This window comes from Streptomyces sp. NBC_00483 (genome assembly GCF_036013745.1).
In the GTDB taxonomy this organism is placed as follows: domain Bacteria; phylum Actinomycetota; class Actinomycetes; order Streptomycetales; family Streptomycetaceae; genus Streptomyces.
In genome coordinates this window covers 820100-842500 of the sequence record NZ_CP107880.1, presented here as the reverse complement: position 1 = coordinate 842500, position 22401 = coordinate 820100, and the positions used below count along the sequence as shown (strand labels likewise).

At 69.6% G+C, this 22401-nt stretch carries 24 protein-coding genes; 10 read left to right on the top strand and 14 right to left on the bottom strand.

The features are described from left to right. Positions 1-10: 10 nt before the first annotated feature. From proP to OHA73_RS03600, 3 genes are all read right to left on the bottom strand, one after another. Entirely contained in the window at positions 11-1477 is a 1467-nt protein-coding gene (gene proP / locus OHA73_RS03610; protein ID WP_327654139.1) for a glycine betaine/L-proline transporter ProP, read from the bottom strand. A 213-nt stretch (positions 1478-1690) separates the two neighbouring features. Then, complete coding sequence (locus tag OHA73_RS03605; RefSeq protein WP_266717466.1) at positions 1691-2416, bottom strand: chitinase; 726 nt, start codon at positions 2414-2416, stop codon at positions 1691-1693. A gap of 120 nt (positions 2417-2536) precedes the next feature. Continuing rightward, entirely contained in the window at positions 2537-3055 is a 519-nt protein-coding gene (locus OHA73_RS03600) for a lytic polysaccharide monooxygenase auxiliary activity family 9 protein (RefSeq protein WP_266717468.1), read from the bottom strand. 292 nt (positions 3056-3347) lie between these two features. On the opposite strand from OHA73_RS03600, the gene OHA73_RS03595 reads away from it, so the two are divergent. Then, on the top strand, positions 3348-3914 hold the full coding sequence (locus OHA73_RS03595) for a VanZ family protein (protein ID WP_327654138.1): 567 nt from the start codon (positions 3348-3350) through the stop codon (positions 3912-3914). On the opposite strand, the gene OHA73_RS03590 is transcribed toward OHA73_RS03595, so the two are convergent. Together OHA73_RS03590 and OHA73_RS03585 are read right to left on the bottom strand one after the other, a co-directional pair. After that, on the bottom strand, positions 3886-4347 hold the full coding sequence (locus tag OHA73_RS03590; RefSeq protein ID WP_327654137.1) for a pyridoxamine 5'-phosphate oxidase family protein: 462 nt from the start codon (positions 4345-4347) through the stop codon (positions 3886-3888). The two genes, OHA73_RS03595 and OHA73_RS03590, sit on opposite strands and share 29 nt — an antisense overlap. 163 nt (positions 4348-4510) lie before the next feature. Further along, positions 4511-4717, bottom strand: coding sequence for an EF-hand domain-containing protein (locus OHA73_RS03585; protein ID WP_266719140.1), 207 nt, complete (start codon positions 4715-4717; stop codon positions 4511-4513). 252 nt (positions 4718-4969) lie between these two features. On the opposite strand from OHA73_RS03585, the gene OHA73_RS03580 reads away from it, so the two are divergent. Genes OHA73_RS03580 through OHA73_RS03570 form a run of 3 tightly spaced genes read left to right on the top strand, consistent with a single transcriptional unit; the run spans position 4970 to position 8553 of the window. Then, positions 4970-6373 carry a spinster family MFS transporter gene (locus OHA73_RS03580; RefSeq protein WP_327654136.1) on the top strand — a complete coding sequence of 468 codons (1404 nt, stop codon included), beginning with the start codon at positions 4970-4972 and terminating at the stop codon, positions 6371-6373. 54 nt (positions 6374-6427) lie between these two features. After that, positions 6428-7540 carry an NAD/NADP-dependent octopine/nopaline dehydrogenase family protein gene (locus OHA73_RS03575; protein ID WP_327654135.1) on the top strand — a complete coding sequence of 371 codons (1113 nt, stop codon included), beginning with the start codon at positions 6428-6430 and terminating at the stop codon, positions 7538-7540. Then, complete coding sequence (locus OHA73_RS03570) at positions 7537-8553, top strand: 3-hydroxyacyl-CoA dehydrogenase NAD-binding domain-containing protein (protein WP_327654134.1); 1017 nt, start codon at positions 7537-7539, stop codon at positions 8551-8553. The genes OHA73_RS03575 and OHA73_RS03570 overlap by 4 nt, the downstream gene beginning before the upstream one ends. 80 nt (positions 8554-8633) lie before the next feature. Here the strand turns inward: OHA73_RS03570 and OHA73_RS03565 are convergent, their stop codons facing one another. The 5 genes from OHA73_RS03565 to OHA73_RS03545 form a co-directional block, all read right to left on the bottom strand. After that, positions 8634-9737, bottom strand: coding sequence for an SPFH domain-containing protein (locus tag OHA73_RS03565; protein WP_327654133.1), 1104 nt, complete (start codon positions 9735-9737; stop codon positions 8634-8636). Between the two features lie 34 nt (positions 9738-9771). Then, complete coding sequence (locus OHA73_RS03560) at positions 9772-10209, bottom strand: NfeD family protein (protein WP_266717480.1); 438 nt, start codon at positions 10207-10209, stop codon at positions 9772-9774. A 183-nt stretch (positions 10210-10392) separates the two neighbouring features. Then, positions 10393-11748, bottom strand: a complete 1356-nt coding sequence (locus OHA73_RS03555; RefSeq protein WP_327654132.1) for an MFS transporter — start codon at positions 11746-11748, stop codon at positions 10393-10395. Positions 11749-12012: 264 nt separating this feature from the next. After that, a complete protein-coding gene (locus tag OHA73_RS03550) occupies positions 12013-12777 on the bottom strand; it encodes a GNAT family N-acetyltransferase (protein ID WP_327658398.1) in 765 nt (254 codons plus the stop codon). Between the two features lie 119 nt (positions 12778-12896). After that, positions 12897-14414, bottom strand: coding sequence for an MFS transporter (locus tag OHA73_RS03545; protein WP_327654131.1), 1518 nt, complete (start codon positions 14412-14414; stop codon positions 12897-12899). A gap of 179 nt (positions 14415-14593) precedes the next feature. Between OHA73_RS03545 and OHA73_RS03540 the strand changes: the two genes are divergently transcribed. Next, on the top strand, positions 14594-15052 hold the full coding sequence (locus tag OHA73_RS03540) for an SRPBCC family protein (protein ID WP_266717485.1): 459 nt from the start codon (positions 14594-14596) through the stop codon (positions 15050-15052). 8 nt (positions 15053-15060) lie between these two features. Here OHA73_RS03540 and OHA73_RS03535 read toward each other — a convergent pair whose 3' ends face one another. Further along, the gene (locus OHA73_RS03535) at positions 15061-15699 is read right to left on the bottom strand and encodes a TetR/AcrR family transcriptional regulator (protein ID WP_327654130.1); all 639 of its coding nucleotides are present in this window, start codon (positions 15697-15699) and stop codon (positions 15061-15063) included. An 87-nt stretch (positions 15700-15786) separates the two neighbouring features. Here OHA73_RS03535 and OHA73_RS03530 point away from each other — a divergent pair, with 87 nt between their 5' ends. Then, positions 15787-16680, top strand: coding sequence for an NADP-dependent oxidoreductase (locus tag OHA73_RS03530; RefSeq protein WP_327654129.1), 894 nt, complete (start codon positions 15787-15789; stop codon positions 16678-16680). A gap of 63 nt (positions 16681-16743) precedes the next feature. On the opposite strand, the gene OHA73_RS03525 is transcribed toward OHA73_RS03530, so the two are convergent. Both OHA73_RS03525 and OHA73_RS03520 read right to left on the bottom strand, forming a co-directional pair. Further along, entirely contained in the window at positions 16744-17421 is a 678-nt protein-coding gene (locus tag OHA73_RS03525; protein ID WP_327654128.1) for an AIM24 family protein, read from the bottom strand. 106 nt (positions 17422-17527) lie between these two features. Continuing rightward, complete coding sequence (locus OHA73_RS03520) at positions 17528-17767, bottom strand: chaplin (RefSeq protein WP_323179649.1); 240 nt, start codon at positions 17765-17767, stop codon at positions 17528-17530. A gap of 240 nt (positions 17768-18007) precedes the next feature. Here OHA73_RS03520 and OHA73_RS03515 point away from each other — a divergent pair, with 240 nt between their 5' ends. Then, positions 18008-18466 (top strand): hypothetical protein, encoded by a 459-nt coding sequence (locus OHA73_RS03515; RefSeq protein WP_327654127.1) that lies wholly within the window; start codon positions 18008-18010, stop codon positions 18464-18466. Between the two features lie 56 nt (positions 18467-18522). Continuing rightward, positions 18523-19182 carry an HAD family hydrolase gene (locus OHA73_RS03510; protein ID WP_327654126.1) on the top strand — a complete coding sequence of 220 codons (660 nt, stop codon included), beginning with the start codon at positions 18523-18525 and terminating at the stop codon, positions 19180-19182. Between the two features lie 6 nt (positions 19183-19188). Here OHA73_RS03510 and OHA73_RS03505 read toward each other — a convergent pair whose 3' ends face one another. Next, positions 19189-20388, bottom strand: coding sequence for a methyltransferase (locus OHA73_RS03505; RefSeq protein ID WP_327654125.1), 1200 nt, complete (start codon positions 20386-20388; stop codon positions 19189-19191). 313 nt (positions 20389-20701) lie between these two features. Here OHA73_RS03505 and OHA73_RS03500 point away from each other — a divergent pair, with 313 nt between their 5' ends. After that, entirely contained in the window at positions 20702-21475 is a 774-nt protein-coding gene (locus tag OHA73_RS03500) for a hypothetical protein (RefSeq protein WP_327654124.1), read from the top strand. Further along, a complete protein-coding gene (locus OHA73_RS03495) occupies positions 21472-22383 on the top strand; it encodes an aminoglycoside phosphotransferase family protein (protein ID WP_327654123.1) in 912 nt (303 codons plus the stop codon). Before OHA73_RS03500 ends, OHA73_RS03495 begins: the two co-directional genes overlap by 4 nt. Positions 22384-22401 lie beyond the last annotated feature (18 nt).

The window sequence follows — 22401 nt, the reverse complement described above, 5'->3', positions numbered from 1 at the left end:
TCGAGCGTGGTCAGCGCGTCGAGGACTCTTCCTTGGCGTACCGGTACAGGTCCTGGGACGTGTCGATGAGTTCCTTCTGTTCCTCCGCCGAACCGACCATGGGCTGGGACCCGCTGAGGGGCAACTGGGCGCTCTCCGGCAGGAACTTGACGGTCACCAGGCCGATGACTCCAGCCACCATCAAGTAGTAGGCGGGCACCAGCTTGTCGCCGGTCGCGTTCACCAGCGCCTCTGTCACCAGCGGGGTGGTGCCTCCGAACGCCGCCACGGCGAAGTTGAAGCCGATGCCCATCGCCGCGTACCGCACCGCGGTGGGGAACAGCGCGGGGAGCGTTGCGGCGCTCGGCGCGGCGAAGCACGCAAGGAGCGTCGAGAGGATCAGCACGCCGAAGATGGGTGGCCAGGTGCCCTGCGCCTTGATGAGGAGGAAGGCGGGGATGGCGAGGATGATCATGGCGACTGCCGCGCCCGCGTACAGGGGGCGCCTGCCGATGTGGTCGCTGAGGCGCCCGAGGAACGTGATGAGAAGGACGATCCACACCATGCCGATGAGCACCAGGATGTCCGCCGAGGTACTGGAGCGGTCCAGCGTTTCCGTCTGATAGGTCGGCAGATAGCCGGTGACCATGTAGTTCGTGACGTTGTAGAGCAGGACCAGGCCCATGCACACCAGCAGGGGGCGCCAGTGCTCACGGATGATGGTCTTGAACTCACTGCCGACCGAGTCCTGGGCGAGGCTCTTCTCGTGTTCGTCGAGCTGTTGCTGGAAGGCGGGGGACTCCTCCAGCTTCAGCCGCATGTAGAGGCCGATGATGCCCAGCGGTCCCGCGATCAGGAACGGCAGGCGCCAGCCCCAGGTCAGCATCTGGTCGTCCGTGAGGACCACGTTCAACACGGTGACCAGCGCGGAGCCCAGGGCGTAGCCGACGAAGGTGCCGAAGTCGAGCCAGCTGGAGAGGAAGCCGCGCCGTCGGTCCGGCGAATACTCGGCGACGAAGGTGGTGGCACCGCCGTATTCGCCACCGGTCGAGAAGCCTTGCACCATTCGGGCGAGCAGCAGAAGAATCGGAGCGGCGATGCCGATGGTCGCGTAGCTCGGGATGAGTCCGATCGAGAACGTTCCCGCCGCCATCATGATCATGGTGGTGGCGAGTACCTTCTGCCGCCCGATCCGGTCACCGAGCGGGCCGAACACCAGGCCGCCGAGCGGTCGCACCACGAATGCGGCAGCAAATGTTGCGAAGGACGAGATCAGCTGGGCACCCGGAGAGGCGCCCGGGAAGAACACTTTGCCGATGGTGGCTGCGAGATAGCTGTAGACACCGAAGTCGAACCACTCCATGCAGTTGCCGAGCGCCGAGGCGCCGACAGCCCGCTTGAGCAGGGGTTTCTCGACGACCTGGACGTCCTGCTTGCGATAGGCCCGCTTGGTGCGTCGCAGCCGGCGAGCCAGTTCCTCGCGCACATGCTGGGGCATGCCCGCGACTGTCTCCGGCATACGCTTGCGGCCTCTGGGGGTCGGGCCGTCAGAAGGTGTGTGGGCCACGTGCCGATGCCGCCTCTCGCTGTCGTCCTCATCTCTGCTCGTCAGGGCCGAGTCTGTGCATATTGATCACTCGGCGCACCTCGAGGACGACTTCCCGGCACGTGGCTCGGCACACCATGACGGCGCCGACACCCTGTTTTCGGCTCAGCAGCTCAGATTCGCGCCCGGGTCGACGCCGAGGATCTGGCTGAACTTCTTGTAGTTGTCGATACGGCTCTGGACCTGCCCGGGGTTTGCCCCGTTGCACTCCAAGGTGCCGTTGATGCTGCGGATGGTCTCGCCGAATCCGGAACCGTTGACCATGGCGTTGTGCGGGGTCATGGTGCCGGGACCGCTCTGCGTGTTCCAGTACCAGAGGCCGGTCTTCCAGGCGACGGCCGCGTCGTTCTGCACGAGATCGGGGTTGTGGAGCAGATCGATGCCGAGCGCGTCGCCCGCGGCCTTGTAGTTGAAGTTCCAGCTGAGCTGGATCGGGCCACGTCCGTAGTACTTGTCGGTGCCCGCCGGACAGCCGTACGACTGTGAACTGTCGCAGTAGTGCGGGTAGTTGGCGGTGTTCTGCTCGACGACATAGACCAGTCCGCCGGTTTCGTGGCTCACGTTGGCGAGGAAGGCCGCGGCCTCCTGCTTGCGTACGGTGTCGCTACCCGTCCCGGTGAACCCCGGGTAGGCGCTGAGCGCGGCGGTCAGGCCTTCGTACGTGTAGAAGGAGTTCCGGCCCGGGAACATCTGGTCGAACTGGCCCTGGCTGACGACGAAGTCGGCCTGCGCGTCGACCTTTTCGGCGGACGCGGGGCCGGCCAGGGTCAGGGACCCGAGGACGGCGGCGGTCGCGGTCGCGGTCAGCAGACTGAGCGTGCGGAGGCGCATGGCAAAGCACTCCGATCGAGGGGGGAGTGGTGGGGGTGGGGGGTACGGCGCCGCCGGCCGTGACGGGACGGGCCCGCCGTGGGGGAAGGGCCCGCGGCGCCGCCGTACCGGGGTGCTCGCTCAGCCGCCGACGTTCACGTCGATGCAGGAGTAGAACGCGTTCGTCGTGTCCGCGATGTTCCAGACGGCCAGGACCTTTTGATGGCCCGTCAGTGAACCGAAGTCCACCTGGTGAGTGACCGTGGCGCCCGGCTTCGCGCCGTTGTCGTTGAACTCGGCGATCTCCTGGCCGCCGACGAAGTACTGCCAGGTGCTGGTGGCGTGCTGCGCCGTCAGCTTCCATTCGAAGGCGGCATTGCGGGAGACCGGTGTGGCGACCCAGCCCTTGGAGTCGTCGTCGAGTTCGGCGAACCGGCTGTTGCCGCCGCTACAGCTCGTCAGTCCCTTGGGGCCTTCGACGCTCTGCGGTTCGTAGGTGATGTCACCGCAGGAGACGGTGCCTGCCGCGCACTGTGCCTGCCGGCTGGGCGGGGTGGAGATGTAGCCGTGGGCGCTCGCCGAACCGGCGGGAAGGCTGACGGCGATGACCGGGGCCAGGGCCGCGCCGATGAGCGCGGCGGTCTTCCTTCTGGCGTTCATGCGTACTCCTTCACTTCAGGTCTTCCCGGGGCGTGCGTGAAGTGGGGGCGCACGCTCGGGCCGGCCTCTCGAGGGTGGGGCCAAGAGGCGCGAAGTGGGGCAGGAGGGAGTTCACCCGACGCATGGCGCGGGTGAACTCCCTTGTGCAGAACGGCCGTTGCTTGGACTAGACCATACAAGTGGTCGTGAGCGTGTCAAGGTCTTGGCGTGAAACCCGCGTCCGCAGTGGACCGATGGATTCCGGCCGTACACAGGGCGTGTGCGGCGCCGACTCCGTGGTAAACGACGGCACATGGAAACCGAATCCCGCACGCAGAGGCGCTCGTGGGGGCGGCGGCTGGTCCGCGCCCTCGTCATGGCGGTTGGTTTCGTCTGCATGGTGGCCTTCGCCGTCGGGCTGGCGAAGGCCACCCTCGTCCCGTCCCCCATGTCGGAATCGCTGACGCACACCAACCTGGACCCGGGAAGTTCGATCCGCGTGTACTTCGACCAGCCCGACTGGCTCGACACGATCAAGCAGGTCGGCGGGAACGTCGTCCTCGGGATGCCGTTCGGAGTGCTGCTGCCGGTGCTCTTCCCGCGCACCCGGGGCTTCGTCCGGGTGGTGCTCATGACGGCGTTGGTGATGCTGACCGTCGAGGTCGCTCAGGGGCTGCTGGTCACCGGCCGGGCGTTCGACATCGATGACGTGATCCTCAACGCGTCGGGCGCCTTCCTCGGCTATCTGCTCATCGGGCGCAGGCTCGGCCGGGCACTGCACCCGCGCCGCGACCACTGGTGGCGCCGGCCACGCGCCGAAGCGGCCGACGAACCGGACGAAGAGGGTGCCCCTATTCCAGCCAAATCCCGTCGCGCATGATGACCCGGCCGCGCAGTTCCGGCTCGCCGCGCCAGGCGCGCACGGTCCGCGGGACCACGCGTACGTACACAAAGGAGCCGTCCTCCGAGCGTGGATCCCACCCGAACTTCTCGGCGAACGCCGCCGCCGCGCCCTCGGGTACCTCCTGGTCAGGGAAGCACTCCGCCTCACCCTGGAGGAGCAGTACGTCGAAGGTGTCCGGCAGCGACAGGTGCACACGCGGTTCTTCGCGGACGTTGCGCGCAGTCGCGGACGCGGCGCCGGTGCACAGCCACGCCGCGCTCCCGTCCCACAGGAACCACAGCGGCACCTGGTGCGGACCGTGATCGGGGTGGGCCGTCGACACCCATACGTCCCGTTCGGTGGCGAGCCGCCCCAGAGCGTCGCGCAAGCGCTCCGCCGTCCGGCGGCGGACGATTCCTGTGGTCTCCATGAGGGCCGACCCTAGCCAAGCAGGTGCGAGGCGCGCCTCGGGCGCAGGACCTACTCCCAGCGACTGAAGCACCGCAAGTCACCTTCATGTCCGGTGCCTGCCGATGCACACATGCCTGTGCCCCCGGATCCGCGGATCCGGGGGCACACGCGGTGGCTCGGGGTCAGAGCCCCATGGAGGCCCGGAACTCCTCGAACGAGACCTTGCGGTCACCATCGCTGTCGATGGTGTCGATGAGCTCCTGCGCGGCCTCCGCGGTGACGCCCGTGTCGCCGAGCTCCGCGACGACCTGCCGGTACTCCTCGGCAGTCAACTGCCCGTCCCCGTCGACGTCGTACCGGTCGAAGACCTTCCGCGCCGCGGCTGCCATGTCGACCACTTGATCCCCATTTCCTTGCTGTTTCAAGACCGGCCCCACTCTAGGACCTCCAGGCACCCGCTCCCGCACCGCCCATCGCCGCGGTGACAGTCGGCGGCCGAGGTGATGCGGGAAATCCCCGACTCCGCACCGGGATTCCCGGGATGGCTGGGCGAGTTGGGCGTGGATAGCCTCTGAACTCGTTTGGCCAGCACCATCTCGTACCGGGCACCACCCCACCCAGACCCGATGAGGCGCCGCCCCATGACCGAGCCATCACTGCTGTCCGAAATCGAACCCGAACCCCGCATGTCCGAGCGGTACAAGTCCTACATCGTCGGCATCTGTACGGCCGCGTACGTCCTGTCCTTCGTGGACCGCCAGGCCCTGTCGCTGATGATCGAGCCCATCAAGCGCGATCTCAGCCTGACGGACACGCAGTTCAGCCTCCTGAGCGGGCTCGCCTTCTCCGTGCTGTACGCGGTGATGGGACTGCCCATCGCGGCGCTCGCCGACCGCCGTTCGCGCCCCGTGATCATCTCCATCGGCATCGCGCTGTGGAGCCTGGCCACCGCGCTCTCCGGGCTGAGCAAGGGGTTCGCCCACATGTTCCTGGCCCGCGTCGGGGTGGGTGTCGGCGAGGCGTCGCTGACCCCGTCCGCGTACTCGATGTTCAGCGACATGTACCCGAAGAGCAGGCTGGGCCGGGCGGCCGGGATCTACTCGCTCGGCTCGTTCATCGGAGGCAGCGCCGCGTTCTTCATCGGCGGGTACGTCATCGGGCTGCTCAAGGACGTCGACCGGGTGTCGCTGCCGCTCGTCGGAGACGTGCACGCCTGGCAGTTGACGTTCTTCATCATTGGTCTGCCCGGACTACTCGTCGCGCTCGTGTTCCTGCTGACGGTCCGCGACCCGGTGCGGCGCGGGCTGGCACGGGACTCCGCGGGCGCCGTACGGAAGGTGGCCATGCGCGATGTGTTCACCTTCCTGCGCAGCCACGCACGGACGTTCTTCTGCCACTACGCGGGCTTCTCCTGCTACGCGATGGTGCTGCTCGGCCTCATGGCATGGGTACCGGCCTTCTACATGCGCGCGTTCGGGCTGAGCGCGACCGAGGTCGGCTATGTGCTGGGTGGTGTCGTCCTGCTGGCCAACGGCTCCGGTGTGCTCTTCGGCGGGTGGCTGGTCGACCGTCTCACCAAGCTCGGGCACCCGGACGGAGCGATGCGCGCCGGGGTCATCGGCGCGATCGGCATGCTCGTCCCCGTCATCGTCTTCCCGCACGTCAGACCCCTGTGGCTGTCGCTGGCGCTGCTCGCGGTCACGATGTTCTTCGCCTCGTTCCCGATGCCCGCGTCCACTGCCGCCATGCAGGTGCTCAGCCCGAACCAGATGCGCGCCCAGGTGTCCGCCGTCTTCCTGCTCATCTCGAACCTGGCCGCCGTGGGCCTGGGTACCACGCTGGTCGCGCTGGTCACGGACGAACTGCTCGGATCGGCCGGGCGCATCGGCACGTCCCTGTCGCTCGTGTACGGCGTCGCCTCGGTCGGCAGCATCGTGCTGCTGTGGCGCGGCTGCGCACACTTCCGCCGGAGCCTCGCACGCGAGGAACGGCTCGCAGCCCAAGGACCGGGCGCCATCGCACAGGAGCCGAACGTCGCCACCTAGCACGACCCGCGCAACCGCGCTTCGTACGCTCAACTGAAGGGAACGGGACCACTCATGGACATCACCATCCTCGGCGGCGGACACGGATGCTTCGCCGCGGCGGCGGAACTCGCGGAGAACGCCCACACCGTGCGCTGGTGGCGCCGGGACACCATGGCCCTGGACGCGCTGCGCGCCCTCGGCGCCCTCGGCGTCCGCGACCATCGCGGCAGCAGGAACGTACCGGTGAGCGACACGGCACGCGCCGGGGCCATCCATCCCGTCGCGGACCTCGCGGAAGCCGTACGCGGCGCGACACTCGTGGTCGTGCCGCTGCCGGCCACCGTGCACGAGGACCTGGCCGCCCGGGTGGCACCGCTGCTCCAGGACGGCCAGGTGGTGTTCCTGCCGCCGGGTACCTTCGGCACGCTGCTCTTCGCCAAGGCGATGGCCGAGGCGGGCAACACGGCGGACGTCGCGCTCGCCGAGACCGGCACGCTGCCCTATCTGGCGCGTACGCACGGACCGGCCGAGGTGGTGGTGAGCGGGTACGCGACGCGGCTGCCCACCGGCGTCTTCCCGGTCCGCTCCTCCGACGCCGCGTTCCGCGTGCTGCGGGAGGCCTACCCGTCCGTCGAACCGGTCGAGGACAGCCTCAGTGGCGCGCTCATGAACGCGGGCCCGGTGATCCATCCGCCGCTCATCCTCATGAACGCCGGTCCGTTGGAGCACAGTTCGTCCTGGGACATCCACAACGAAGGGACCCAGCCGTCGATCCGCCGGGTCACCGACGCCCTCGACGCCGAACGGATCGCGGTCCGCGAGGCGCTCGGATACGCCGCCCCGCACTTCCCGCTCGCCGACCACTACGCGACGGACGGCGACGAGTGGATGTACGGTCGCGCGGCCCACGAACGGCTCACAGACAGCGGCGACTGGCGGGAGAAGATCGACCTGCTCGACCACCGGTACATGCTGGAGGACACCCGCCTCGGCCTGTCGTTCCTGGTGTCGGTCGGACGCTGGGCCGGCATCCAAACAGCGGTCGCACAGGGCCTGTTGAGCATCGCGTCCGCCGGCACCGGCAAGGACCTGTACGCCGAAGGCCGCACGCTGGAGTCCCTCGGCCTGGCGCGGCTCACCCGTCCCGAACTGACCAAGCTGCTTCACGAAGGGTTGCCGGGATGACGGACACGGAGCACACCGAAGCGACGCAACGCATCGACGTGGTGGTGGTCGGTGCCGGACGCATGGGACAGGGCATCGCGCGCGCCTTCCTGGCCGCGGGCATGGACGTCACCCTCGCGGACGTCAAGGAGACGGACGAGGACCGGGCGCCATACCGGAAGGCGGCCGAGCAACAGGTCCTGGAACGCCTGCGAGCCGACGCCGACTCCGGCCGGCCACCCCAACTCGTCGTCTGCGACCGCGAGTCCGCAGTGGCCCAACTCGCCGACGCGGACGTGGTGTTCGAAGCCGTGCCCGAGGTCATCGACGTCAAGCGCGACATCCTCTCCTGGGTCGACGCGCACGTGGCGGACGACGCGGTCATCGCCTCGACCACGTCGACCTTCCTCGTCACCGAGATCGCCGACCTCGTCGACGACCCGAGCCGCGTCCTGAACGCCCACTGGCTGAACCCCGCCGACCTCATGCCCCTCGTCGAGGTCAGCCGCAGTGACCGTACCGACCCCGCGCAGGTGGAGCGGATGACCGGGCTGCTCCGGCGGATCGGCAAGATACCGGTCGTGTGCGGACCCGCGGCCGGCTACATCGTGCCCCGGCTCCAGGTCCTCGTCATGAACGAGGCCGCCCGCATGGTCGAGGAGGGCGTCGCGACCGCCACCGACATCGACCTCGCCGTACGCGCCGGCCTCGGAACGCGCTTCTCCGTGCTGGGCCCGCTGGAGTTCATCGACTGGGGCGGCGGGGACATCCTGTACTACGCCTCCCGCTACCTCACCGCCCAGCTCGGCGACCGGTTCCGCGCGCCCTCCGTGGTCGAGGACAACATGGCGACCCACCGCCGCGGCCTCCAGGACCACACCGGCTTCTACGAGTACGACCCCGAGAGCATCGCCGCGTACCAGGCGGGCCGCACGCGGGAGTTCGAGGCGCTGCTGAGCCTGCGCGGGCCCGAACTCCGCGCGGAACCCGTGCTGTCGGAGCGGCCGGTCCCACCTCCGGACACCGACCGGTGAGGAATGGTCGGGGAGGGGGATCACGTCGATCGCCACATCGGGCAGTCAACTACGCGCTGAAGCAGGCGAGTTGGACTCGCTCAGTCCGTGGACGGCTTCCCCCGGCCCGGCACCTGGGGCGTCCGCGCGGCCTCCGCCTCGGCCTTCGCGTTGTTCACCGCGGCGGCGGCCTGCTTGGCGACCTCGTCGGCGGCCGCGGCGGCGGTGTTCTGCGGGCCCGGCTCGATCTCCTGGGTTCCGCTGTCGTCCGCGGTGTCGGCGGCGTGGCCGGAGGCGGCCTCCTCGGCCTGCACGTTCTTGGGCAGCCCCATCGTCGAATGGTCGGCGAAGGCGCTGGAGACGGAGCGGACCGCCTCCGTCAGCTCTCCCGGGATCACCCAGAACGTGTTGTTCTCGCTCTTCGCCAGGTGCGGCAGCGTCTCGAGGTACTTATAGGCGAGGATCTTCGGGTCGGCGTTGTTGCGATGGACGGCCTGGAAGACGCGCTCCACCGCCTTGGCCTCGCCGTCCGCCCGCAGGATCATGGCCTGCTGCGTGCCCTGTGCCTCCAGGATGTCCTTCTGCTTCGTGCCCTCCGCAGTGAGGATCTTGGCCTGTCGTTCCCCTTCGGCGTGCAGGATGGCCGCGCGCTTGTCCCGCTCGGCCCGCATCTGCTTCTCCATCGCCTCTTTGATCGTGTTCGGCGGGTCGATGGCCTTGATCTCGACGCGATTGACGCGGATGCCCCACTTGCCGGTGGCGTCGTCGAGGACGGTGCGCAGCCGGGTGTTGATCTCCTCGCGCGAGGTGAGCGTCTCCTCCAGGTCCATGCTGCCGATGACGTTGCGCAGCGTGGTCACGGTGAGCTGATCGATCGCCTGCAGGTAGTCGGCCACCTCGTACGCCGCCGACCTGGGGTCGGTGATCTGGTAGTAGAGGACGGTGTCGATGTTCACCACGAGGTTGTCCTCGGTGATGACCGGCCTCGGGTCGGACGAATAGACCTGTTCGCGCACATCGAGCTTGGTGTTGACGCGGTCGGCCACCGGCAGCACGAGGTTCAGGCCGGGCTGCAGGGTGCGGCGGTATCTGCCGAACCGTTCGATGTTGTAGCGGCGGGCCTGCGGGACGATCCGCACGGAGGTGGCCACGAGAAAGATGACGACGATGGCCGCCACCAGAATCGGGATGACAATTGCGTCCACGCTTCCTCCGTTGCTGGATGGTCGGCCGTTCGGTTCAGGGCAGGAGCTCGCGGGGGTAGACGACCGCCGTCGCGCCTTCGATCTCCATGACGTCGACCAGCGCCCCCACGGGGATCACGTGGCTCTCGTCGAGGGTGCGGGCGGACCATTGCTCCCCGGACAGCTTGATCAGGCCGCGGGTCGCGGTGACCTCCTGCATGACCTCGGCGCGCTTGCCGATCAAAGCATCGCTGCCGTCGCGGATGAGGGGCGTTTGCGCCAGGTGGCGCAGCACGACAGGCCGTACGAGGATCAGGCCCGCGGCCGCCGTGACCCCGAGCGCCACGAGTTGGCCGAGCAGGCCGACACCCACGCCGGCGACCACCGCCGCCACCAGGGCCGCACCCGCGAACAGCCCGAAGACCAGTGTCAGCGTGAAGAACTCCGCGGCGCCAAGACCCGCGGCGGCAAGCAGCCAGACGTACCACGGCATGGCATCAGCCTCCCTCGGGCGACCTCTTGTCAAAGCTACCGCCTGGAACACCGGACAGAACAGACTTAACCGGCGTGGTTCTGGCGTGTACGTGGAGCTCACGCCCCGGCTCCCGCTCGTCGCGGTTCTTCGCTTCCCTGCCGACGAGCAGGAGCCGGGACGTGTCGTCGCGGTGCTACGGGTTCAGGCCGACTGCGCGGGGGCGCAGGCCTGGCTGAGGGTCAGGCCCTTGGTCTCGGGGGCCAGGCGGTGCGAGACGATGCCGCCGATCAGGCTGATGGCGGCCGCCAGGAGCATCGTCACGGAGGTGCCGAGGCTGTCGACGGAGAGCGGCAGGAGGAAGGTGCCGGCCGCGGCGCCGACGCGGGAGACGGCGGTGGCGAAACCGACGCCCGCGCCGCGGATCTCCGTGGGGAACACCTCACCCGGATACACCCCGGACAGCGCTGTGGACGCGGCGTTCACCAGGGAGAAGACGAGGAAGCAGACCAGGACGAGGACGGCGGAGGTGCCCGAGAAGAAGGCGACGACGACCAGGGCGACGGTGGAGATCCAGAACGGCGGAACGGCCAGCTTGCGCCGTCCGACGCGTTCGATGAGCAGCACGGAGACCATCGACCCGACGACCACGAGCCCGTTGATCGCCAGCGCGCCGGTCAGGCCGTCCTTGATGCCGAGGTGTTCCAGGACGGTCGGTGCGAAGGCGCCGATGGCGAAGTACGGGGTGACGTTGCAGACCCAGAAGACGCTCACGAAGATCGTGGCCTTGCGGTACTCGGGGGAGAACAGCCGGCCGAAGCCTCCCCCGGTGCGCGGCGCCGGGGTGTGGAGGTCGCGCTGGTCCTCCTCTTCCAGGTACTCGCTCGCCAGGGCGGTGGCCTCCTCGGTCCTGCCCTTGCTCATCAGCCAGCGCGGTGACTCGGGGGTGCCGAGGCGGAGCAGCAGGACGATGACCGTCGGGACGGTGCTGAGCCCGAGGATGACGGTCCAGCTGACGGACGTGGACGCGATCAGGGCGTAGCCGGCCGCGTAGGAGATGAGATAGCCGACGTACCAGGCGACTTCTTGTACGGCGAGCAGCCGGCCGCGCAGGCGGGCGGGTGCGAACTCGGCGAGCAGCGGCCAGCCGATGGAGTAGTCGGCGCCGATGGCCAGGCCCATGACGAGGCGGACCACGACGAGCTGCCACGCCTCGGTGACGAAGAACTGGGCGACGGAGCAGACCAGGAACAGGGCGAGGTCGATGGTGAACATCGATTTGCGGCCGAACCGGTCGGCCAGATAGCCGCCGACCGGGCCGCCGAGGAAGATGCCGAGCAGCGCGGCCGCGGCGATGAGCCCCTCGCCGGCGGACGACAGGCCCAGGTCCTTCGATATCGCCGGCATCACGACGCCCGTGCTGCCGAGGATGAACCCGTCGATGAACATGCCGCCCGCGATCACCACGCACAGCTTGGTCAGGAAGCGGCGCCGCTTCGTCGACAGGGAGGGTGGCGGAAGGTCCGCCGCGGCGGCGGGTCGGGTACCGGTCTCGGTCACGGTGGGGGCCTCGTTCCGGGATCGTCAGTGCGGCGCCGTGCTGTGCCGGCGCGCTTTTTCGGGGTGGGTGGGGGGCGTACCAACGGCCGCTGGCGCCCTGACATTGGGTGGGGCGGCAGCGGCCGCGGGGAGGAACCTTACGTCAGCCGGCTACGTGTTGTCGGGGCGGCCCCGCCGGGTCCGACAGCGCCGCCGACTGCCGCAGGGGCAGGTCACGGACCTCCGGCGCCCACACCCGGCCCGTGATGGTTTCGAGGGGCCGGGTCAGGGCGTGACGGCGTGTTCGGTGAACTCGCCGCAGGTGCGGAACCCCAGCCTGCGGTACACGGGTTCGCCGTCGGGGGACGCCTGGAGGACCGCGATGCGGTGGCCCCGGTCGAGGGCCGTGTGGAGTGCGGCGAGGGTCATGGCGCCGCCGTAGCCGCGCCGGCGGTGGGCGGACAGCGTGCTGATGTTGTAGATCCCGGCGACCTCCGCGTGGTGGAACATCTCGGCCGAGCAGACCGGGCGGCCGTCCACGTAGCCGACCAGGTAGCGGGCCTCACAGCGCGGGTCGAGGGCCTGCGGTGAGGCCTGGGCGAAGAAGCGGCGGACCGTGTCGGCGGGTGGGGTCCAGTTCGCGGCGAGAACGGCGGCGTAGTCGGCGAGTTGCTCGGGCGTGGCCACCGCCTGGATGTCCAGTCCGGGCACGTCGGGCGCCGGCAGGGTGTCGTCCAGCTCGGCCCACATCGCCGTCTCGCGTTCGGCCGTCGGTAGACCGGCCGCCGCCAGGTGGGCGCCGAGGTCCGGTGGCGTCGAGGCGGGCCCGACCCACCAGGAGAACGGACGCCCGGTGCGAGCCAGCGCGCGCTGTGTCTCGGCGATACGTGCCGCCGAGGTGCCGTCGGTGAAGCGGGCCGCGGCGACGATGTTGAAGGTGTCGTCGTCCAGGCCGCTGTCGGCAATCAGGAGGTCATCGGCCTCCGTGACGGTCGCGCCGTCCATGCCGCGATGCAGATGGCAGGCGTGCTCCGCCAGGTTCCGCTCCATCCTGTCCGTCAGGTCCGGGTCGCTGAGGAAATGATCGTTCACGACGGATGATCCCATCAGGGTCGGGCGCCGCGTGCACGCGAATTCGCGGCCGCGGCCGACGTACGACTGCGCCCTGCCTACCGGCGCCGCTCGTCGCCCGGTTCCAACGCCGGTGCGGAGACCCCGAGATGGGACCGGCACTGCGGGCGGGGCGCGGCCTCCAGGCGCGGGCGCACCGAGCGTGGCCGGATGAACAGGGCCGCCGTGGCGGCGCCCAGTACGAACAGCGCGGCGCAGCCGGCCGCGGCCCGGTGGAACGACGTGTCCACGGACTCGGGCCGCGTGTACGCATCGCCCGACAGGCCGACGGCCAGCGGCAGCGCGGCGACCACCAGCAGCTGTGCGACCCGCGCCGCCGTGTTGTTGACGCCACTGGCGAGGCCGGCGTGCTCCGGTTCCACCGACGCGAGCACCGTCGTCGTCAGCGGGGCCACGAAGAGGCTCATGCCGAGCCCGAGGACGGCGACCGCGGGCAGCACATCGGCCGCGTACGGAGACCCCGGACCGATCCGCAACATGAGCAGCGCCCCGACCGCGGCGACGACAGGTCCCACGACCAGGGGCGGCGTCGGCCCCACCCGGCGTGCCAGATCACCGGCCCTGGGCGACAGCAGCAGCATCATCGCGGTCACCGGCAACGTCGCCACTCCCGCCTGCAACGCGTCGTATCCCAGGGCGACTTGAAGCTGGACGGGCAGCATGAACAGGATGCCGCCGATCCCCGCGTAGAGGCACAGCGTCATCCCGTTCGCGGCGCTGAACAGGCGTGAGCGGAACAGCGACGGCGGCAGCATCGGCGCGGCCCGCCGCCGCTCCACGGCCACGAAGGCGACACCCGCGGCGACACCGACGAGCGCGGCGAGGCCGGCCGCCACGGAGAACGCACCGCCCGACGACCCGATCAGCGCGTAACTCACCCCGGCCAGACTCACCGCCGCGAGCACGGCACCGACCTGGTCGAAGGGGGCGTCCGCGGCCGCGGCGTCCCGGCTCTCGGGGACGTGGCGCAGGGCGATGACCAGCACGACGACGGCGATCGGCACATTGATGAGAAAGATCCACCGCCACCCGGGCCCATCGATCAGCCACCCACCGAGGAACGGCCCGAGCGCCCCCGCGACGCCGGTAAGACCCGACCAGGCGCCCACCGCGCGGGCCTGGTCGTCGGGGTGGAACACCGACCGCACCAGCGCCAACGACCCGGGGGTCAGCAGCGCCCCGCCGACCCCCTGCAGCGCCCGCGCCGCGATCAACGTGCCCTCGTTCGGGGCGAGTCCGCACGCCGCGGAGGCCACCGCGAACCACGCCACACCCAGCACGAGCGCCCGCCGTCGCCCGATCCGGTCGCCCATCGCGCCGCCCCACAGGAGCAGTGCGGACAGCGTCAGCATGTAGGCGTTGACGACCCATTGGAGCGCGGACAGGGAGGCGCCGAGGTCGCGTCCCATGGTCGGGAGGGCGACGTTGACGACCGTCCCGTCGAGCATGGCCATCCCGGACGCCAGCACCACGCACGCGAGGATCCACCGCCCGCGCGCCGACGAGAGCCGGATGCCGGGGGCGGCGTCGGGAGTAGGACCAGCCGTCGCTGTCATCGCGCAATTGTCGCGGAGCCCCCGTGTGTACGCGACGTATACGCGTCCTTCGGGACCGATGGACCGATCCGGGCGCGGCCCGCCTCCTCGGGCGAGGGGGCGGGCCCGCTGTTAGTTTTGTCCTGAAATACGGCATCCGTGTCCGCTGGGAACACGGGAACAGGAGCGTGACGGACCCCATGGCCAGAACCCGTCGACTGATCCTGAGTTCACCCTCCGAGGTCTGGGCGCTGCTCTCGGACGGATACCGCTACGGGGAGTGGGTGACGGGAACCCGGCAGGTGCTCGACGTCGATCCCGCGTGGCCGGATGTGGGCGCCGCGCTCAAGGTGCGGGTCGGCCTCGGCCCGCTGACCCTCGACGACACCAGCACGGTCCGGATCTGCGAGCCGGAGCAGCGCCTCGAACTCGAGGCGAAGGCGGACCCGTTCGGGGCCGCCCGCATCGCGATGACCCTCATCCCGTGGGCCGAGCACACCCTCTTCGTCCTCGACTGGCACCCGCTCAGGGGCCCGGGCACGCGGATGCACGGGCTCCCGGTGGACTATCTGGTGGCGGTCCGCAACGGAATGATGCTGACGAAGTTGGCGCGGATCGCGGTGGAGGAACACGCGAACGCGACGCCGCACGTCTTCTAGGGTGACCCTCAGGCCGTCGCTTTAGCGCCGGTGTCGGTATCGGTGTTGGCGTCGGTGTCGGCGTCGGTCGCGGGGCGGCCGGCCTCCCAGGCGGCCTCGACCATCCGGAAGATCTCGTCGAGTGCGCCGTCCGGCTCGGCCGCCTCGCGGGCCAGCGCGAACGCGTCGATCACGAACCTCGCGATCGTCCGGCAGGCCGTGGCGGTGTGCGGCAGGTCGGGGTCGGCGGCGATGGCCGCGGCCAGCGACTCCGCGTGGCGCAGCCGCATCGACTCGTCGTACTTCCGCAGGGCCGGCGAGGACTCGATCATCTGCCAGATCGGGGCGGAGCTGTCCGCTGTGCAGTGCCGGACCAGGGCCTCGATCTCGCGGCGCAGTGCGGGGATGAGGGGCTCGTGCGGCGCCCGGTCGTTGACTGCCCGCGTGAGGCGCTGCTCGAAGTCCTGGTCCTGCTCGAAGACCAGGGCCTCTTTCGAGGCGAAGTGGGAGAAGACCGTGGTCACGGCCACGTCGGCCTCGGCGGCCACGTCGCGGATGCCCACCGCGTCGTACCCGCGATCCAGGAAGAGCCGCAGGGCGTTATCGGCGATCTTCTGGCGGGTCGCGGCCTTCTTGCGCTCGCGACGTCCGGACGGCGGCTCGGTCATGCTCGAACGCTAGCAGATGCAAAAGAACAACAGCTATAAAAAACTAACCGTCGTGAAACACTAACGGTTAGTGTTACGGTCGGCCGCATGAAAAAAGTGAGCTTCGCCGAGTTCGGCGGCCCTGACGTGCTGCACCTGATCGACGCCGAGGATCCCCATGCGGGCCCCGGCCGGATACGCATCGCCGTGCGCGCTGCCGGCGTGAACCCCGTCGACTGGAGGATCCGCGAGGGGCAGGTGCTGGGGGCCCATCCGATCGAACTGCCCTCCGGGGTCGGCCTTGACGCCGCGGGGGTGGTGGACGAGGTCGGTGAGGGCGTCGAAGGGGCCGAGGTCGGGGACCGGGCGTTCGGCGAAGGAATCGACACCTACGCCGAGTTCGCCGTGCTGACGGCTTGGGCCCGCATGCCCGAGGAGCTGACGTTCGAAGAGGCCGCGGGATACCCGTCCGTGGTGGAGACCGCGCTGCGCCTCATCCGCGAGGCCGGTGTCCGGCCGGGGCAGACACTGCTCGTCAGCGGCGCGTCCGGGGGAGTGGGCTCTGCTGTGCTGCAGATCGCCCGCGACCGCGGCATCAAGGTGATCGGTACGGCCGGGGCCGCGAACCAGGACTACCTGCGCGGCCTGGGCGCCCACGCCACGACGTACGGCGAGGGCTGGGTCGAGCGGGTGCGGGGGATCGGCCGGGTCGACGCGGCGTTCGACCTGGCCGGCTCGGGCGTGATCCGCGAACTCGTCGAGCTGACCGGGGACCCGCAGAAGGTGATCTCCATCGCCGACCTCGGTGCGCCCGAGTTCGGGGTCCGGTTCTCGGGCGCGGCCGGGAGTGTGCCGCAGGCGCTGGCCGAGGCCGTGGACCTCATCTCTCGGGGGAAGCTGCACATCCCGGTCGAGAGGTCGTACGCGCTGGCCGAGGCCGCGGCGGCGCACGTCGACAGCCAGGCGGGTCACACGCGCGGGCGCCGGGTCCTGATCGTCTGAGCGATTCCCGCTCTGCTGGTGCTCCGGTACTGGTCAGGTACCGGAGCACTGACTACACCGGCGCTAGTGCTGCTGCGGCTTCTGCGGGGTCGCCTCGCTGGGCCGTACGACCACGAACCCCTCGCCCTCCAGCATGAGTTGCACCGCTTCCCCGGACCCGCCGCGGATCATCGAGCCGAGCGACTGCGAACGGTGCAGTGAGGTACGCAGACCGGCGGTCCACCCGACGACCGCGTCCGTGTCCACGTACACGGGCTGCTGCGGCGAGACCGGCAGCACCAGCGGATTGCCCTCACAGACGAGTCCGAGCCGGCCGTGCCCGGTGAAGACACTGTTGAACAGCCCGCCGCCGCTGATCCCGGCGCCCTTCACCGTCTTGATCTCGTACGTCAATGTGGGGTCGAAGCAGAGCACGTTGCGGCCATTGACGGTGAACACGTCGCCGGGCTCGATGTCCACGACGAACACGTTCTGCGCCTCTTGCGCGAACCAGGCCTCGCCCTGGCCGTGCACCTTCATCACCGGAAGCCCCTCCCCGGTGACGGCACGCTTCAGCATGCCGCCGACGCCCTGCCCCTTCCGCTCGAACTTCAGATTCCCCCGGTACGCGACCATCGCCCCCTGCCGAGCCAGCATTTCGCCGTCGATCACATACCGGATCGACTTGGCGTTCTGAACGGTCATGCCCGGCGCGACGGCGGGCTGCACCATGTACTCGCTCGCAAAAAGATCACCCTTCATGCGGGCATCGTGGCCCGGAGGGGGACGTTCCTACAAGGTGCGGGTCAGGGCCGGCGAACGACGAAGCCCCCTCCGCCTTTGCGGCGGAGGGGGCTTCGTTGCGTCACTACTTGTTGAAGCAGGCATTCCCGAAGGCCGGGTTGAGCAGGCCGACGACATCGAGGGAGTTGCCACAGGCGTTGACCGGGATGTGCACCGGGACCTGAGCCACGTTGCCGGAGACGACGCCCGGCGAATTCTGCGCCACACCAAACGGGTCGGTGTCGGCGGCGGCGATGCCAGCTGTTCCGAGGACGGCGACGCCGGCCGCAGCTGCCGTGAGACCCAGCTTGATCATGGGCTTCATGAAGACTCCTTGAGTGAGACGAAGACGTGACGGATACGCATCCCGTCACCACTCAGGCACTCATAGTTTTCACTGTCGCGCCTCTCGGGATGGGCCGCAGGTGGCAGCACCTCGCACTGTCAGTGGGGCCGCTTAGCATGACGCCACGATGGCCGCTGACGCTGGCGGCCTGTATGGGGAGGGGCCCTGGTGCACAGGCCGGTTACGGGTGAGGTTCATGTTTCGTATGGGCAGGTCTACGTGGTCAGCGATCACGATGACCAACCGGATCTGGATGAGACGTTCGCCGGACAGGCATCCGGTCTGTGCGGCGCGGCGGTCCCGGGCTTTCTGTGGCTGGTCACCGGACTGCACACGGGGGATGTGGGCTTCACCGTAGAAGTCCACGACCGTGAACCCGCTGTCGACCCGGTGTGGGAGGACATCGTGGAGGTGTCCTTCCGGCCCCTCTCCGGCGATTCCTGCTTGCAGCAGTGGGCCGGGGAGCGGGACTGGCCGCTCGGACTCGAGGAGACCGACTACCGGGTGCGCTACAGCGGGCGGGGGATGGACCGTGGGCATGATCTTGACACGCGTGTGGAGGGCGATGCGGCCGACCACTACCTCCTCCAGTTCTGGCCTGCGCCGCCGCAACCCGACCGCATCGTGCGGCAGACCTCGAAGATCGCGGCGTACTGGCATGGCGTGGCCCGTGCGTAACCAGCCGACAGCGTGCGGCGGCGCTCGGTTTTGCGGAGCGTGATTCACTTCCGGTCATGCCGCTTCCGCTGCCGCTCCTGTTGCTGGATCTGGACAACACCCTGGTCGACCGAGATGCCGCATTCCGTGCAGCCGTCGTGGACTTCCTCGCCGAGTACGGCTTGGCCGCCGTCGATGTCGGATGGGTGATGGATCTGGATGGCGGTGGCTACGCGGCGCGTGGGGAAGTCGCCGCGGCGATGGCGGACAGGTACGGCGATGTGGTGCCTGTCGCGGCCGTTCGTGCGCTTCTTGATGGGGGTGGTGCGGATCGTGTCGTCCTGGCGGAGGACGCTCGCGATGCGTTGGTCAAAGCGCGGGCGGGGGGCTGGAGTTGCGGCATCGTGACGAACGGCCGTACTGCTCAGCAGGTGGCGAAGATGCGGACCAGCGGGCTCGACCGGCTTGTTCAGGGGTGGGCCGTTTCCGAGGCCGTCGGTCACAAGAAGCCGGATCCGGGGATCTTTCGGGCGGCCGCCGACGCCGTCGGCGTTCCCCTGGAGGGGGCGTGGGTCGTCGGTGACTCACCCCATGCCGACATCGCGGGTGCCCACGCGCTCGGGCTGCGGAGCGTATGGGTCTCGGGTGGGCGGGCCTGGGCCGCGGACGGCTACCGGCCCACCCATGTCGCCGTCGACGTCGCGGCCGCGATCCACCACGTCGTCCGGTCCGCCTGAACGCGCTCAGCCGCGCCGGTCGCGAGGCTCCTGCTTGACCGCCTTCAGGATCACGAACTTCGCGTTGCTGGTGACCAGTTGGCTGTTGCCGAACAGGCGGCGCAGCTTGACGTGGTAGCCGAGGTGCCGGTTGCCCACCACCCACAGCTCGCCGCCGGGGCGGAGTGCCGCGCGGGCCTGGGTGAACATGCGGTGCGCCGTCGCGTCCGTCGTGGCCTGGTGGGTGTGGAACGGCGGGTTGTTCAGGATCAGGTCCACGCTGCCGGGAGGTGTGTCGGCGAGGCCGTCGGCGACGCGGAATTCGGCCTTGCCCGGTCGGTCTCCGACGTTCTCGGTGTACGTGGCCTCCGCCGAGGCCACCGCCTGGTGCGACTCGTCCGTGAAGAGGACGTCCGCGTTCGGGTGGGTGAGCGCGGCGCTCGTGCCGACGACTCCGTTGCCGCAGCCCAGGTCGACGATCCTGCGCGCGTCCGTGGCCCGCGGGAGGTGCTGGAGGAGGAAACGGGTGCCGATGTCGAGGTGCTCCGCGCAGAACACGCCCGCGTGATTGACCACCGGGCGGGCGGACAACGGGCCGATGTCGGACGGGAGTTCGTAGGTGTGCGGCCACGGGTTCGGGGCCGGGGCGAGCGTCGGGTCCGGCTCCGTGAAGATGAGCCGCGCCTTCTTCTCCGCCAGCGACGTACGCGTCGGGCCGATGATCCGCTCGAACAGGTTCAGCGTCGAGGTGTGGATCTCCTTCACCATGCCGGTGCCGATCACCACCGTGTTCGCGTGCACGGCGGGCCGCAGGCGGTGCAGCTGGTCCTCGAGGAGGGCGAGGCTCTTCGGGACGCGGACGAGGAGGACGTCGATGGTCGCGGGAGGGGTGTCCTGCGTGGTGAGGAGGCGGGTGCCCGTGTGCTCGTTCCGGGTCAGGTTCGCGTACGTCGCCTGCTGGCCGAGGTACGAGTCCGAGATCAGGGTCGGCGTACAGCCGGGGATCCCCGTGAGCGCCGTGGCCAGCGCGCCCCAGCGGTCGCCCACCACCGTCACCGCGCCCGTCAGGTCCGTTCCCGTGTCGGCGAGGTGCCGCAGCAGGTACGTGTCCGCGGCGTCCCATGCGCGCAGCAGGTCGCGGGGGTTCTCCGGGAAGCGGGCGAGGTCGACGTCTCCCCAGGGAGTGGTCAGGCGAGGGGCCGGCGCGGGCTGATCTGTGCGGTTCATCGTCCAGCAAGGCTAGCCGAGTCCCAGCTCACGGGTGCGCGGGCTCCGTGGCTCCCCGGCCGTACGGCTGCTCCGCTCCGGCTCCTGCTACGGTCCTCGCAGTCGTCCGGGTCCACCTTGGCCCGGACCGAAATAGCGTACTCCGCCTGGTGAGTTGGGGCGGCGGCAAGGACGCGTGTCCCGTCCTTCCGCAGTTCTGGACGTCCCCGGCGGGCCACGGATCGCACCAGTGATTTCGTCGCACCCGATGCGGTGCCAGGCGCCGGCGATCCAGGGTGGCCCGTCCCGCCCGGCGGCACCGAAGGACATCGTCATGCCTTCCGCCGCCTCCGGCTATCGCCCCCTGCTGCGCATCCCCGGCGCCACCGCCTTCTTCCTCTCCGCGGCCCTGGGCCGCGTCGGCATCGCCATGACCGGCATCGGTCTGGTCTGGCTGCTGCACGCCCGCACCGGCTCGTACGGCAAGCTCGGGGCGCTCTCCGGGGCGCGCTGGGCCCATCTGCTCCGTGACGGACGCGACGACGAACTGCCCACCGCCTTCTCCCTGGAATCACTCGCCAACGCCAGTGCCTTTCTGCTGGGCCCCGTCCTGGTCACCGCCCTCGGTGCGGCCGGGGCGGCTCCGCTTGCCAGCGCCCTCGCCACAGCCCTGGTACTGGGCGGGGGAGGAGCCCTCACACTCCAGACTCGGACCGCCCCCTGTCCTGCCCGCCGGCACGCCGAGGGACTTCGCACCGAGCCGACGCTGCTGCGTCCCGAATTCCTCCTTCTCGCCGCACTCAACCTGGCCATCGGCCTGTACTTCGGCACCATGAGCCTCTCGGTGAGCGCCTTTGCCACCGAGCACGGAACGCCTGGGGCGGCCGCACCCGTCGTTGCCGCCGCAAGCCTGGCCGGACTGCTCTCGGGCTGGCTGTACGGCCTGCGCCGACCCCGTTCACCGGCACAGCGGCAGCGCTCTCCTGGGTCTCGCGGTCACCGTCCGCCGGCGACTCGGCTGAGCCACCGGCAGGCGACACGGCTGAGCCACCAACACGCAACACGGCTGAGTCGTCAGCAGGAATGCACCTACTGTGGCTTCGCATGACCGACGGCGAGATCGAGATCACTGCAGAGCTGGTGCACGACCTGCTCACCGACCAGCATCCGGACCTCGCGGGGCTGCCCATCCGCGAAGTGGCGGGCGGCTGGGGCAACAAGATGTGGCGTCTCGGGGACGATTTGGCCGTGCGCGTGCCGCGTATGGAAGGTGTCCCGGAGCTTCTGCGCAAGGAGTGCCGCTGGCTGCCTGTCCTGGCCCCGCGTCTTCCGCTCCCGGTGCCGACCCCTGTGCGGATCGGTGAACCGTCCGCGCGCTTTCCGAGGCCATGGAGTGTCATGACGTGGGTTCGCGGCGAGCCGCTGGACTCCGCCGCGATCAGTCGCGGCGACCACGCGGCCGACGCGCTGGCGGGGTTCCTCGGGGCGCTGCATGTGGAGGCGCCCGCCGAGGCGCCGGCCAGTTCGGACCGCGGCGCTCACCCCAAGAAGTGCACGGACGGCTTCGAGGATTTCCTGAAAGCCATCGACGCCGGCGGTCTTGCCGCCGAGGTCGGGGCCGTCCGGGACGTCTGGGACGACGCTGTTGCGGCCCCCGAGTGGCAGGGGCCACCGGTATGGCTGCACGGTGACCTTCATCCCGCGAATGTCGTCGTCTCGGACGGGACCCTCTCGGGCGTGGTCGATTTCGATGCCATGTTCGCCGGTGATCCGGTGTGGGACCTCGCGGCGGCGTGGCTGCTCCTTCCCGCGGGCGTGGTCTCACGGTTCTTCGAGGCGTACGCGCGTGCGGACGACGCGACGGTCCGGCGTGCCCGAGGGCTGGCCGCCATGAAGAGCCTCTTCCTCATCCTCATGGGCCAGAACGGCGATCGGGGCCTTCCTGGCGGCAAGCCGACGTGGGGGCCTGCGGGCAGGGCGGCGCTCGGGCGAGTTCTGGCATCCGGCCTGCGCTAGGGCCCTTCTGACGGATCA

What these genes read in the sequence shown, in the direction of transcription:
- proP (WP_327654139.1), bottom strand. Translation starts at nt 1,477, where the DNA reads ATGCCCCAGCATGTGCGCGAGGAACTGGCTCGCCGGCTGCGACGCACC.
- OHA73_RS03605 (WP_266717466.1), bottom strand. Translation starts at nt 2,416, where the DNA reads ATGCGCCTCCGCACGCTCAGTCTGCTGACCGCGACCGCGACCGCCGCC.
- OHA73_RS03600 (WP_266717468.1), bottom strand. Translation starts at nt 3,055, where the DNA reads ATGAACGCCAGAAGGAAGACCGCCGCGCTCATCGGCGCGGCCCTGGCC.
- OHA73_RS03595 (WP_327654138.1), top strand. Translation starts at nt 3,348, where the DNA reads ATGGAAACCGAATCCCGCACGCAGAGGCGCTCGTGGGGGCGGCGGCTG.
- OHA73_RS03590 (WP_327654137.1), bottom strand. Translation starts at nt 4,347, where the DNA reads ATGGAGACCACAGGAATCGTCCGCCGCCGGACGGCGGAGCGCTTGCGC.
- OHA73_RS03585 (WP_266719140.1), bottom strand. Translation starts at nt 4,717, where the DNA reads ATGGCAGCCGCGGCGCGGAAGGTCTTCGACCGGTACGACGTCGACGGG.
- OHA73_RS03580 (WP_327654136.1), top strand. Translation starts at nt 4,970, where the DNA reads ATGACCGAGCCATCACTGCTGTCCGAAATCGAACCCGAACCCCGCATG.
- OHA73_RS03575 (WP_327654135.1), top strand. Translation starts at nt 6,428, where the DNA reads ATGGACATCACCATCCTCGGCGGCGGACACGGATGCTTCGCCGCGGCG.
- OHA73_RS03570 (WP_327654134.1), top strand. Translation starts at nt 7,537, where the DNA reads ATGACGGACACGGAGCACACCGAAGCGACGCAACGCATCGACGTGGTG.
- OHA73_RS03560 (WP_266717480.1), bottom strand. Translation starts at nt 10,209, where the DNA reads ATGCCGTGGTACGTCTGGCTGCTTGCCGCCGCGGGTCTTGGCGCCGCG.
- OHA73_RS03550 (WP_327658398.1), bottom strand. Translation starts at nt 12,777, where the DNA reads ATGGAGCGGAACCTGGCGGAGCACGCCTGCCATCTGCATCGCGGCATG.
- OHA73_RS03545 (WP_327654131.1), bottom strand. Translation starts at nt 14,414, where the DNA reads ATGACAGCGACGGCTGGTCCTACTCCCGACGCCGCCCCCGGCATCCGG.
- OHA73_RS03540 (WP_266717485.1), top strand. Translation starts at nt 14,594, where the DNA reads ATGGCCAGAACCCGTCGACTGATCCTGAGTTCACCCTCCGAGGTCTGG.
- OHA73_RS03535 (WP_327654130.1), bottom strand. Translation starts at nt 15,699, where the DNA reads ATGACCGAGCCGCCGTCCGGACGTCGCGAGCGCAAGAAGGCCGCGACC.
- OHA73_RS03530 (WP_327654129.1), top strand. Translation starts at nt 15,787, where the DNA reads ATGAAAAAAGTGAGCTTCGCCGAGTTCGGCGGCCCTGACGTGCTGCAC.
- OHA73_RS03525 (WP_327654128.1), bottom strand. Translation starts at nt 17,421, where the DNA reads ATGAAGGGTGATCTTTTTGCGAGCGAGTACATGGTGCAGCCCGCCGTC.
- OHA73_RS03520 (WP_323179649.1), bottom strand. Translation starts at nt 17,767, where the DNA reads ATGAAGCCCATGATCAAGCTGGGTCTCACGGCAGCTGCGGCCGGCGTC.
- OHA73_RS03510 (WP_327654126.1), top strand. Translation starts at nt 18,523, where the DNA reads ATGCCGCTTCCGCTGCCGCTCCTGTTGCTGGATCTGGACAACACCCTG.
- OHA73_RS03505 (WP_327654125.1), bottom strand. Translation starts at nt 20,388, where the DNA reads ATGAACCGCACAGATCAGCCCGCGCCGGCCCCTCGCCTGACCACTCCC.
- OHA73_RS03500 (WP_327654124.1), top strand. Translation starts at nt 20,702, where the DNA reads ATGCCTTCCGCCGCCTCCGGCTATCGCCCCCTGCTGCGCATCCCCGGC.
- OHA73_RS03495 (WP_327654123.1), top strand. Translation starts at nt 21,472, where the DNA reads ATGACCGACGGCGAGATCGAGATCACTGCAGAGCTGGTGCACGACCTG.